Origin of the sequence: Roseomonas sp. BN140053 (assembly GCF_047690175.1) — a bacterium.
In the GTDB taxonomy this organism is placed as follows: Bacteria; Pseudomonadota; Alphaproteobacteria; order Acetobacterales; family Acetobacteraceae; genus Roseomonas.
Genome location: NZ_JBLLEB010000068.1, coordinates 1 through 10,575, shown reverse-complemented (window position 1 = coordinate 10,575; position 10,575 = coordinate 1). Strand labels below are relative to the sequence as shown.

11 protein-coding genes are annotated in these 10,575 nt (G+C 70.7%); all 11 read right to left on the bottom strand.

Annotated features, from left to right (window positions below):
• Nucleotides 1-118: 118 nt before the first annotated feature.
• The 11 genes from ACLIBK_RS25065 to ACLIBK_RS25015 all read right to left on the bottom strand — a co-directional run bounded on the left by ACLIBK_RS25065 (nt 119) and on the right by ACLIBK_RS25015 (nt 10,042).
• On the bottom strand, nt 119-625 hold the full coding sequence (locus ACLIBK_RS25065) for a helix-turn-helix domain-containing protein (protein ID WP_415390034.1): 507 nt from the start codon (nt 623-625) through the stop codon (nt 119-121).
• 90 nt (nt 626-715) lie between these two features.
• Entirely contained in the window at nt 716-2,074 is a 1,359-nt protein-coding gene (locus ACLIBK_RS25060; RefSeq protein ID WP_415390033.1) for an LLM class flavin-dependent oxidoreductase, read from the bottom strand.
• A 191-nt stretch (nt 2,075-2,265) separates the two neighbouring features.
• Complete coding sequence (locus tag ACLIBK_RS25055) at nt 2,266-3,246, bottom strand: tripartite tricarboxylate transporter substrate-binding protein (RefSeq protein ID WP_415390032.1); 981 nt, start codon at nt 3,244-3,246, stop codon at nt 2,266-2,268.
• A 52-nt stretch (nt 3,247-3,298) separates the two neighbouring features.
• Nucleotides 3,299-4,264: a D-2-hydroxyacid dehydrogenase gene (locus tag ACLIBK_RS25050; RefSeq protein ID WP_415390031.1), complete on the bottom strand. Its 966-nt coding sequence runs from the start codon at nt 4,262-4,264 to the stop codon at nt 3,299-3,301.
• Between the two features lie 18 nt (nt 4,265-4,282).
• Nucleotides 4,283-5,470 (bottom strand): mandelate racemase/muconate lactonizing enzyme family protein, encoded by a 1,188-nt coding sequence (locus ACLIBK_RS25045; RefSeq protein ID WP_415390030.1) that lies wholly within the window; start codon nt 5,468-5,470, stop codon nt 4,283-4,285.
• A gap of 99 nt (nt 5,471-5,569) precedes the next feature.
• Entirely contained in the window at nt 5,570-6,145 is a 576-nt protein-coding gene (locus ACLIBK_RS25040) for a MarR family winged helix-turn-helix transcriptional regulator (RefSeq protein ID WP_415390029.1), read from the bottom strand.
• Between the two features lie 46 nt (nt 6,146-6,191).
• Complete coding sequence (locus ACLIBK_RS25035) at nt 6,192-6,635, bottom strand: Rieske (2Fe-2S) protein (RefSeq protein WP_415390028.1); 444 nt, start codon at nt 6,633-6,635, stop codon at nt 6,192-6,194.
• Nucleotides 6,635-7,753 (bottom strand): amidohydrolase family protein, encoded by a 1,119-nt coding sequence (locus ACLIBK_RS25030; protein WP_415390027.1) that lies wholly within the window; start codon nt 7,751-7,753, stop codon nt 6,635-6,637. The genes ACLIBK_RS25035 and ACLIBK_RS25030 overlap by 1 nt, the downstream gene beginning before the upstream one ends.
• A complete protein-coding gene (locus ACLIBK_RS25025; RefSeq protein ID WP_415390026.1) occupies nt 7,750-8,823 on the bottom strand; it encodes an amidohydrolase family protein in 1,074 nt (357 codons plus the stop codon). The genes ACLIBK_RS25030 and ACLIBK_RS25025 overlap by 4 nt, the downstream gene beginning before the upstream one ends.
• A 2-nt stretch (nt 8,824-8,825) precedes the next feature.
• Nucleotides 8,826-9,797 (bottom strand): Bug family tripartite tricarboxylate transporter substrate binding protein, encoded by a 972-nt coding sequence (locus ACLIBK_RS25020; protein ID WP_415390025.1) that lies wholly within the window; start codon nt 9,795-9,797, stop codon nt 8,826-8,828.
• Nucleotides 9,798-9,850: 53 nt separating this feature from the next.
• Entirely contained in the window at nt 9,851-10,042 is a 192-nt protein-coding gene (locus ACLIBK_RS25015; protein ID WP_415390024.1) for a Rieske (2Fe-2S) protein, read from the bottom strand.
• Between the last annotated feature and the right edge of the window lie 533 nt (nt 10,043-10,575).

The window sequence follows — 10,575 nt, the reverse complement described above, 5'->3', positions numbered from 1 at the left end:
GCAGGTCCTCCGACAAGGTCTTCGCCATCGCCGCTGGCCTCCAACCCCAGCCAGCAGCTTGAATCAGATTGCCCCCGAGCCGGGCAAGCCCTCTGATTCGGTTCGCTCGGAATCTGCTCTAGCCCCCAAGCCGACAAACCGTCCACGAAATCGCTGCGCGATCCGCCTTCGGTTGGCTGGGCCGGGTTTTCTGCCAGGAGAGGTCGAGCGACTTGACCAACCGTAGCATCCCGCTCTCGCGGTAACTCACGCCGAAGCGCTCCTCGGCCATCCGGCATAGGTCCACGATGCGCCACGACGACACGCCGTCCCGCTCCCGGTCTGGGCCACGCAGCATCACCGCCTTGAAGGCCGCCTGCTGCCCCTCGCTCATCCGGGTCGGCCGCCCGGAGCGGTGCTGGTCGCGCAGACCCTCCACGCCGTCCTCGTTGAAGCGGATCACCCAGTCCCTGAGCGTCTGCCGATCCATTCCCGCGCTGCGTGCCGCCGCCTCGCGGCTCATCCCTTCCAGCACGTTCGCCAACGCGATCAGCCGCGCCGACACCCGCCCGTCCCGTTCGCGCCGCGCCAGACGCCGGAGGCTCCCCGCCTCCAGGTCAGTTCGGATCGCCACCGCCGCGCCCATCCTGTGCTCTCCACAACTTCGGAGAACACCGAATCACGACACCTCGCTCCGCACCTCACATAAATGAGTCAGCAGTTCGTGGGCCGGGTATCACTCTCTTCCAGGCGCGCGCTCACGGTGGATCGCCGGAAAGGGCAGGCCGAGGTTCTCGCGCAGGGTGGTGCCCTCGTAGGCCGTGCGGAACAACCCGCGCCGCTGCAGCTCGGGGATCACGTCGTCGCAGAAGTCGCGCAGGCCCGCGGGAAAGGTCGCGGGCAGCACGTTGAACCCGTCGCAGGCGCCGCCCGTGAACCATTCCTCCAGCGCGTCCGCCACCTCGGCGGCGCTGCCGATCACCACACGGTGCGCGCGCTGGCCGATGATGCGCTTGTACAGGCTGCGGATCGTGTGGTTCTCGCGCCGGGCGAGGTCGGCGATCAGCGCGCGCCGCCCCTGCTCGGCATTGGTGTCGCGGATTTCCGGCAGCGGGCCGTCGAGCGGGAACTGCGACAGGTCGACGCCGTAATAGTTGGACAGCTGCTTCACGCCGACTTCGGGCTGGATCAGCTCCTGCAGCTCCTCGTACTTGGCGGCCGCCTCGGCGCGCGTGCGGCCGACCACCGGCATCACGCCCGGGAGCACCTTGACGTCCTCCGGCCGGCGCCCGTGCCGGACGACCCGTGCCTTGAGGTCGGCGTAGAAGGCCCGCGCCGGTTCGAGGTCCTGCTGCACGGAGAACACCACCTCCGCCGTTTCGGCGGCCAGCTCGCGGCCTTCCTCCGAACCGCCGGCCTGCACGATCACCGGCCGCCCCTGCCGCGAGCGCTGGATCATCAGCGGCCCGCGCACCGAGAAATGCGCGCCGCGATGGTTCAGTACGTGCATCTTGCCAGGGTCCATGTAGATGCCGGCCACCTGGTCGTAGACCATGGCGTCGTCGTCCCACGACTCCCACAGCCCCATCACCACCTGCGCGAACTCGCGGGCCCGGGCGTAGCGCTCGCCGTGGCCGGCATGGGCGTCCTTGCCGAAGTTGCGTGCCTCGGCGTCCTTGAGCGAGGTGACGAGGTTCCAGCCCGCCCGGCCGCGGCTGATCTGGTCGAGCGAGGCGAAGACACGCGCGGTGGTGAAGGGCTCCGAGTAGGTGGTGGACATGGTGGCCACCAGGCCGATGCGCTGCGTCACCGCCGACACCGCACTCAGCATGGTCAGCGGCTCCAACCGCGACGCCGCGCTGCTGCGCATCCAGTAGTCCAGGTCGTCGGAGCCGAAAGTGGCGTTGGTGTCGGCGGTGAAGATCATGTCGAAGCAGGCCCGCTCGGCGGTGCGGGCGGCATCGATGAAGGAATCGATGTTCAGGCGGCCCGCAGGGTCCACGCCCGGGTGGCGCCACGCCGCGATGTGGTGGCCGCCTCCCTCGATGAATAAGCCGAGACGCATCTTCTCCGCCGGGCGCTGCGTCGTGGTCATGCTCTGCTCCTGGCTCTTGGTTCCATCTCGGTAGAAAGGAAAGCCGGGGGGAAGTATCCCCCCGGACCCCCTTCTACTTTCGGGAGTTTTTCGGGTGCGCCGGTGACCACCGGAGCACTTTTACTCCCGAAAAAAGGAGGGGGTTCGGGGAAGTTCACTCCCCCGACCTTTGCCGCATTCGCTCAGCGCCCTCAGTCCTCCGCCACGAAGCCGGTGGAGCGCACGATGGCGCCGTAGCGCTCGTAGTCGAAGCGCACGGCGGCGGCGAAGTCTTCCGGGGTTCCCGGCTCGATCTCCGCCCCGAACTTCGCCGCGGCCTCGACGCCCTGCGGCGAGCTCATGACCCCGTTGATCAGGGTGTTGGCGCGCCGCACCAGCTCGGGCGGCGCGCCGGCGGGCATGAACACGCCCGACCAGTCCTGGAACACCACGTCGCGGTAGCCGAACTCCTGCGCCGTGGGCACGTCCGGCAGGAAGCGCGACCGCCGGGAGCCGAACACCACCAGGATACGTGCCCCGCCGCCGGAAGCGTGCGGCAGCACCTCGGCCAGCGGGTTGATCGCCGCGGCGATGTGCCCGCCCAGCATGTCCGTCACCGTGGGCGCGCCGCCGCGATAGGGTACGAGCGTGAGCTCCACCCCGGCGGCGCGGCCCAGCATCACGCCGGCGAAGTGCTGGCTGGCCCCCGATGGCGCGCCGTAGGTGGCCTTGGCCGGGTCGGCACGGCACCACGCCACGAAATCGGCCAACGTGCGCACGCTGTTCGGTACGGCGGGCCCGACCGACAGCGCCAGCATGGAGCGGGTGGTCAGCGCCACCGGCGTGAAGTCCTTCAGCGTGTCGTAGAGCAGCGTCCGGTAGACGTGCGGGAACAGCACCATGGGAAAGGCCGGAGTGTAGAGCAGCGCGCTGCCGTCAGCGGGCAGGCGCTTGGCGTATTCCGTGCCGACGCGGCCGCCACCGCCGGTGCGGTTGTCCACCAGCGTGGTGGCGGCGTAGGAACCGTGCAGCCCCTCGGCCACCATGCGCGCCGCCATGTCGGTGGCGCCACCCGGGGGAAAGGCGTTGATGATCACGGCCTGCCGCAGGGGGGCCTGCGCCCGGGCTGGCCGCAGCACGGTCAGCGGCAGCGCCGCGGCACCCGCGGCGAGGAGATGACGACGCGACGCCATGGTTCCTGTTTTCCTCCCTGCTCTCGTTCCGCCGTCGTCGCGGCGGTTCCGTTCAGTTGTCCACGCGGTGCTGCAGCGCCTCCCCGGCGAGGAGGCGGCGCAGGTTGCCGGCGGCACCTTCCGCCAGCCGCTCCAGGCTGGCCCGGCTGCCGCCGCCGGCGTAGTGCGGCGTGATCAGCAGGTTGGGGCTCGACCACAGCGGGTCGTCCGCGGGCAGCGGCTCGGGGTCGGTGACGTCCAGCCCGGCGCCGCCGAGCCGACCTTCCACCAGCGCGTCGCGCAGCGCCGCCTGGTCGATCAGCCCGCCGCGCGAGATGTTCACCAGCAGCGCGCCCGGCTTGCAGCGCGCCAGGGCCGCCGCGTCCAGCAGGTGCCGCGTTTCGGGCGCCAGGTTCAGCGCCACCGCGATGGCATCGGCGCGGCCCAGCAGTTCCGGCAGGGCGGGCAGGCCATGCACCTCGTCCAGCAGCGGCTCCTCCCCCGGGGTGCGCGTCACGCCCACCAGCCGCATCCCGAAGGGCCGGGCGCGGCGCGCGATCTCGCGCCCGATATGGCCCAGGCCGAGGATCAGCAGGGTCGCGCCTTCCAGCGAGGTGGCGCGCCCCGCCGCGGCGCGGTCCCACTGCCCCCGCGACGTTTGCCCGACCATCTCCGGCAGGCGCCGGGCAAGGGCCAGCAGCAGCGCCATGGCGTGTTCCGCCACGGTGGGCGACACGGCACCCGCGGCCCAGGTGACGGCCACGCCGCGCGGCAGGCCGGCAGCGTCGAAGCCCTCGCGCCCGGCGGTCAGGATGTGCATCCAGCGCAGCGCGCCGCCCGGCGCTTCCGCGGCCTCGCGCACGGCGCGCGCCTCCGGCTCCGGCGCGTCGTAGCAGACCAGCCCTTCGGCGCCGGGTAGGGCGTCCAGCAGCTCCGGCAGCTTTTCCACCACCTGCAGCTCGACGCCCGGCACGGCGCGCAAGGCTTCCGTGACCTGCGCCCGCGCCAGCCCCAGCCGCGCCCAGTAGATCACCCGCATCCGCCTAGTCCTTCCCGCTCATCGCGACTTCGGCGGGTGGGCGCGCACCGCCTCCTCGTTGACCTCGGCGCCCCAGCCCGGCGCGGTGGGCACCAGCATGTGCCCGTTCTCCACCACCGGCGCCGCGGAAACGAGGTCGTGCTTCCACGGCACGTCGTCCACCTCCAGCTCCATGATGCGGAAGTTCGGGATGGCGGCGCAGAAATGCGCGCTCATCAGGCTGGCGAGGTCGCCGTAGAAGTTGTGCGGCGCCACGTTGACCTCGAAGGCGTCGGCCAGCGTCGCAATGCGCACGGATTCCAGCAGCCCGTTCCACGGCACGTCCACCACGCCGACATCCACCGCGTACTGCTCGAAGAAGGGCCGGTAGGCGCGCAGGCCGTGCAGCCCTTCCAGCGAGGCGACCGGCGTGCCGCTGGAGCGCCGCACCAGCGCCAGCGTCTCGGGGTCGTGCGCGTCGATCTCCAGCCAGGTGAGGTCGTAAGGTTCCACCGCGCGGGCGACCCGCCGGAAGCCCTCGACGCGTTGGCTGAAATTGAGGTCGAGCATCAGGTCCACGTGCGGCCCGGCGCCCTCGCGGAAGGCGGCCAGCAGCTCGGTCATGGCGGCGATGGCGCGGGCATCAGGGTTGCGCTCCAGCAGCCCGGGGGTCAGGCGGAAGCCGGCGTCGAACATGCGCGGCGCCGGGCCGTCGAAAAAGATCGGGTTGGTCTTGAGCGCGCCGAAGCCGCGCGCCACCACCTCGCGCCCGAGGTCGCGGATGTCGTCCAGGCTGCGAATGCGCGGCCGGCCGAAGCCCTCGAACAGCTCGGGCAGCCGGACCCGGAAGCTGCCGCAATGCGACCAGTACACCTTGAGCCGGTCCCGATAAGGGCCGCCGAACAGGGCGTGCACGGGAACGCCCAGCGCCTTGGCCTTGACGTCCAGGCAGGCATTCTCGATGGCGGCGATCGCCTGGTGGTTGAGCCCGCCCGTCGCCAGCCGCGTCATCGCCTGCAGCGAGGCGCTGATCCGCCCGACCTGGCGCGGGTCCATGCCGGTGACCACCGCGGCCGCGCGCCCAATCAGCTCCGTCACCCCGCCCAGGCCGAAGCCCTCGGCGTATTCCGACCAGCCCACCAGCCCCTCGTCGGTGGACAGCTTCAGGAAGGACAGCGTGCGCCAGCCCGCATCCGCGTGCAGCGTTTCCAGCGCCGTGATGCGCATTCGCGTTTCCTCCCTGCTGGCCAGGTCGGCCCGTCGCCGTTGTTGCGCGGCGGCGCGGCCTCCGATGCGCGGAACCCTATCCGCCGCTTCACGGGTTGACTAGTCAAGAACCTCGCCATCGCGAGGCGCTGCGTTCAGTCGCGCGGCACCGAAGTTCCGGTTGTCGTTGAGGTGCGCGACCCGCCCGTGGAGCCGCCGCAGCAGCTCGGAAAGATGGGCGACCTCCTCGGGGGTCAGCTCGCCCAGGATCCAGGCCTGCCGCTCGAGCGACGCCGCCGCGATGCTGTGGCAGAGGCGCCGTCCCTTGCCGGACAGCGTGACCCGCCGGCGGCCGCCGCCCCGCAGGTCCTTTTCCAGCCGCACCAGCCCGCCGCTTTCCAGCGCCGCCAGGCCGCGGCTCACGGCCGCCTTGTCCAGCTCCGCCGTGCGGGCGATGTCGCTCGCCGTCTGCCCGGCATGGCGGTCGAGGTGGAGCAGCAGCCGGACCTCGACCATGCCGACGCCGTAGTTCTCGCGGTAGAAGGCAGCGCCGACGCGCCACAGCTGGTTGGCCAGGTTGACCACCAGCGTCGGCACGTAACTGTGCAGGTCGAAGCCGGCCTCCGGCGCGGGGCCGGCGGCCGCGTCCGGATCGGCCTCGGCGGTCCGGACGGGGGTATGCTCTGGGCTGGACATGGCGCCCGCCATGGCACGGGGACCGCGGGGCGTGAAGCCGGCGCGCTCAGAGCTCCACCAGCACGCGGTCGTCCTCGGTGCTCACGGGGAAGGTTTCCGCCACCAGCAGTTCCCCCGCCGGCGGCCCCCCCGGTTCCGGTGCCCCGGGTTCGGGCGATCCGGGCTCGCGCGACACGGGGTAGCTGCGCACCGCCACGCGTGCCGGGTCGCAGAAGGAACGGCCGGTGCGGATGTCGAATTCCCAGGCGTGCCAGGGGCAGCGGATCACCTCGCCCTCGCGGCCATACTCGTACTCGCCCGGCATGCGGGAGGAGACGAGGCCGGTGAGGTGCCCCTCGCACAGGCTGCCACCCTGGTGCGGGCAACGGTTGAGCAGGGCGAAGAACTCGCCGCCGAGGTTGAACAGCACGATCGGCCGCCCCTTCACCTCCACCAGCTTGCGCCCGCCGGGCGGGATGTCGCGCACCCGCGCCACCACGTGCCGGGCCATCACGGGAAACCGTACAGGGCGCGGGCGTTGCCGATGCGGATCGCCCGCCGCTGCGCTGCGTCCAGGCCGCGTGGCAAGGCCAGCACGGGGTCGTCGAAGTCCCAGTGCGGGTAGTCGCTGGCGAACATCAGGCGGTCCCAGCCGATCCAGCCCATCACCTCGGCCAGGTGCTCCGGCACCGGCGGGTCGGGCTCCTCCATCGGCTGGGTCGTGACCCAGACGTGCTGCTTCAGGTATTCCGAAGGCGGGCGCCTCACCTGCGGCACCTCGTCGCGCATGCGTTCCCAGCAGCGGTCCAGCCGCCAGCCCAGCGCCGGCAGCCAGGCGAAGCCGGCCTCGATCATCACGATCTTCAGGGTCGGGAAGCGCTCGAACACCCCTTCCATCACCATGGAGGTGAGCAGCGCGGAGCAGGAGGTTTCGTGCTCCGTCATCTCCTCGATGTAGAAGGAGGGCCAGCCCGTGCTGGTGGCGGGCCAGCCGCTGAAGCCGAAGACGTGGATGCCGACCGGCAGGTTGTGCTCCGTCGCCGCCTCGAAGATCGGCCAGTAGCGGCGGCGGCCGAGCGCCTCGGCGGTGCGGCTCATCAGCAGCACCTGCGCGAAGTCGGGGCTGCCGGCGCGCCGGTGGATCTCGGCGCGCGACGCCTCGCCGTCCTCGTAGGGCACCAGGATGGAGGCTTTCAGCCGCGGCTCCCGGCTCGTCCAGGCTTGCACCTGCCACTCGTTGGCCGCCGTGCACAGGGCGGCGCTGAACTCCGCGTTCAGGTCGCCCTGGCCGGTGGGGGAAAGTGGGTTCATCACCCCGAAGGTCACGCCGTAGCGGTCGAGGTACTGGGCGCGCATGAAGTCCAGGTCGCTGCCGGGCATGCCGCCGCCGGGGGGATAGGCGTCGCGCCGCATGCCGTCGGCCGGCTGCGACTTCGGGTAGGGATGGCCGCGCACGTAGCCGTGCCGCCGGCGGTGGCCGTAGGTCTGCCAGTAATCCCACCAGCGTTGCGACAGATAGGGGCGGAGATCCTCCACCGAGCGGGTGCGCGGGTGGATGTCGCAATCCGCCAGCCCTTCCGCGTTGGCCACCGCGGCGGGTCGCGCCGCCTGCAGGACGTCCTGGTTCATCGCTGATCCTCCCGGAGGCGGGGAAAGGTGGCGAGTGCGTTCTCGGTGAGGATTCGTCGGCGCAGCCGCTCCGGCAGACCGGGCGGCAGGGCGGCGTCGCCGTCGAAGTTCCAGTGCGGGTAGTCGCTGGCGAAGAGCAGCATATCGTCGCGGGCGAGATGCTCCAGCGCCCGCGCCGCCTCGGCCGGCGCGCCCGGCGCATCCAGCGGCTGCACCGTCAGCCGGAGGTGGTCGCGCACGATCTCCGCCGGCGAGCGGTCGAGCCAGGGCACTTCCGAGCGCAACCCGCGCCAGAACTTGGACAGGCGCCACAGCAGCGCCGGCAGCCAGGTGACGCCGGATTCCAGCAGCACCGCCCGCAGTCCCGGGAATTTGGTGAAGACGCCCTCGCAGACCAGGCTGGCCACCTGCGACTGGAAGCCCAGCGACTGGCTGGCATAGTCCTCGATATAGAAGCTGGGCCAGCCCAGCGAAGTGACAGGGTGGCGGTAGGCGCTGCCGGCATGGATGCAGAGCGGCAGGGCGTGCTTTTCGCAGGCCTCGTAGATCGGCCAGAACTCCCGCCGGCCGAGCGGCGCGTCGCCCATCGCCAGCACCAGCGCGCCGACGAAACGGCGGTCCGGGGCCAGGCGCTCGATCTCCGCCACCGCGCGCGGCACGCTCTGCAGCGGCAGCACGATCGTGGCGCGCAGTCGCGGGTCGCGGTCCAGCCATTCCGCCGCCACCCAGTCGTTGATCGCGCGGGCGATGGCCACCGCCATGTCCTCGTTGAACACCATCTGCACGCCGTAGAGGCAGTGCAGGATGCCCAGCCGGATGCCGAGCGGGTCGAGCAGCTGCCGCTGCAGTTGTCCCACCTCCGTCGCACCGCGCCCGTCGGCGCCGCGCCAGTCCGGCCGGACGGAGACCGGCGCGCTGGGCGGGTAGCTCGTGCTCTCCAGGGAGTCGATGCCGCGGTCCACCACCGTGCTGCGCCACACGGGATCGAGGTAGGGCAGCAGCGCCCGCATCCCCGGCACGGTGGGGTGCAGGTCGCAGTCGATCGCGTCCAGGCCCGTGCTGACAACCATGCTCAGCGCGGCGCCTCAAGCGCGTGTTCCTGGACGATCTGCCGCCAGCGCGCGATCTCGCCTTCCAGGAACCGGGTGAACTCGGCGGGCGTGGACCCGACCGGCTCGAGCCCGAGATCCGCCAGCCGCGCCTGCATCCTGGGCGAGAACAGCACGTCGCGGATATCCGACGCGACCTGTTCCAGGATCGGCCTGGGCGTGCCGGCCGGCGCCACCAACCCGGTCATGGAGGTGACGGAGAAGCCCGGATAGGTGTCGCCGATCAGCGGGATCTGCGGCGCACTCGCGATGGGCGTGGGATTGCAGGTCCCGAGGACGCGCAGCTTGCCCGCCTCCACGTGCGGCTTGGCGGAATACCAGATGTCGAACATCACGGGGACGCGCCCCTGCATCACGTCTGTCAGGGCTGGGACCGAGCCCTGGTAGGGAACTTCCACGAGCTTGGCGCCCGACAGGCTGGTGAGCAGGGCGATCGACATGCTCATGATCGTCCCCGCGCTGGGCGAGGCGAAGGAAAGGCCGCCCTCCGTGCGCTTCGACAGCTCCACCACGTCCCGCACCGTGCGCGCGGGGAAGTCGGGATTCGCGAGCATGACGATCGCGGCGTTGGTGAGCTGCGTGACGGAGGCCAGGTCGCGCAGCGTGTCGTAGGGCATGTCGTTGCGGATGATGGGGTTGATGACGTGCGCGCTGATAACGAGGCCCATGGTGTGCCCGTCCGGCGCGGATTTCGCCACCGCGTTGGTGCCGACGATGCCGCCGCCGCCCCCCGCCCGGTTCTCCACGATCACGGTGTGTCCCCAGCGCTCGCTCAGCGGCTCGATCAGCAACCGGCCCATGATGTCCACCGGCCCGCCCGGCGGAAACGGTACCACGAGGCGCACGACGTGGTCGGGAAACCGGCCGGCCGCCACGCCGGGCCGGGGCGTGAGCATCGCCGCGCCGGCGGCGGACAGGAGACTGCGTCGTTGCATCGTTTTTCTTTTCCTCCCTGAGCGCAGCTTGAACATGCCGGGCGCGCGCCGGATCAGACCTCGATCACCAGGTAGTCCTGTTCCACCGCCACCGGCACCGTTTCGGCCCGGAGCGGGCCGCGGGCCAGGGCCTCGCCCGGCTCCACGGTGACGGCGTAGCGTTTCACGAAAGTGCCCTGCGGGTCGCAGAAGGACTGGCCGGTGCGGATGTCGAACTCCCAGCCTTGCCAGGGGCAGCGCAGCATCCCGCCGGCCGTTCCAGGCTGTAATGCCCGGGGCCGTCGAGTGCGCCACGCCGCCCAGCGTGCCCCAGAACAGCGCGGCAGCCTCGTGCGGGTAACGGTCCACCAGAGCAAAGAACTCGCCGCCGGGATTTGAGCAGCACAAAGTCGCGGTCCCTCCCGAGCAACTCGGGAGCAGGTCGCGGTTGAACGCGCTGACGTCCATCACGCTAATCTCCCCGGGGGCTTGTCGGTTTTCCCGATCGCCTGCCCTTTAGTCACTTACTGTGCCCAGGGAAGTACCCGGTAGGTTGAGTTGTCAACAGGAGACTTCGGGAAGACGTTCTCCGTCTGGATAAGATGATCCCGGACCCTTGAACCGTTCAGGTGATCACAGGAGTTTTGTGGCGAGAATATGCCCTAGTGGTCTGAGTTAGTGGTCTGAGTTAGAAGTTCTCTGTCACATTGGATGGGGTGTAGGGTGGGGCGTCTCTGGTGGGAGGCGTCCATGACCCGTGGCCCGAGAGCGGCAGCGCTGGTGCTGACGGAGGAGGAGC

Bases quoted from the DNA above. Each gene is read 5' to 3' on its own strand.
- ACLIBK_RS25050 (WP_415390031.1), bottom strand. From the start codon at position 4,264: ATGCGGGTGATCTACTGGGCGCGGCTGGGGCTGGCGCGGGCGCAGGTC.
- ACLIBK_RS25060 (WP_415390033.1), bottom strand. From the start codon at position 2,074: ATGACCACGACGCAGCGCCCGGCGGAGAAGATGCGTCTCGGCTTATTC.
- ACLIBK_RS25055 (WP_415390032.1), bottom strand. From the start codon at position 3,246: ATGGCGTCGCGTCGTCATCTCCTCGCCGCGGGTGCCGCGGCGCTGCCG.
- ACLIBK_RS25045 (WP_415390030.1), bottom strand. From the start codon at position 5,470: ATGCGCATCACGGCGCTGGAAACGCTGCACGCGGATGCGGGCTGGCGC.
- ACLIBK_RS25035 (WP_415390028.1), bottom strand. From the start codon at position 6,635: ATGGCCCGGCACGTGGTGGCGCGGGTGCGCGACATCCCGCCCGGCGGG.
- ACLIBK_RS25040 (WP_415390029.1), bottom strand. From the start codon at position 6,145: ATGTCCAGCCCAGAGCATACCCCCGTCCGGACCGCCGAGGCCGATCCG.
- ACLIBK_RS25020 (WP_415390025.1), bottom strand. From the start codon at position 9,797: ATGCAACGACGCAGTCTCCTGTCCGCCGCCGGCGCGGCGATGCTCACG.
- ACLIBK_RS25015 (WP_415390024.1), bottom strand. From the start codon at position 10,042: ATGCTGCGCTGCCCCTGGCAAGGCTGGGAGTTCGACATCCGCACCGGC.
- ACLIBK_RS25030 (WP_415390027.1), bottom strand. From the start codon at position 7,753: ATGAACCAGGACGTCCTGCAGGCGGCGCGACCCGCCGCGGTGGCCAAC.
- ACLIBK_RS25025 (WP_415390026.1), bottom strand. From the start codon at position 8,823: ATGGTTGTCAGCACGGGCCTGGACGCGATCGACTGCGACCTGCACCCC.
- ACLIBK_RS25065 (WP_415390034.1), bottom strand. From the start codon at position 625: ATGGGCGCGGCGGTGGCGATCCGAACTGACCTGGAGGCGGGGAGCCTC.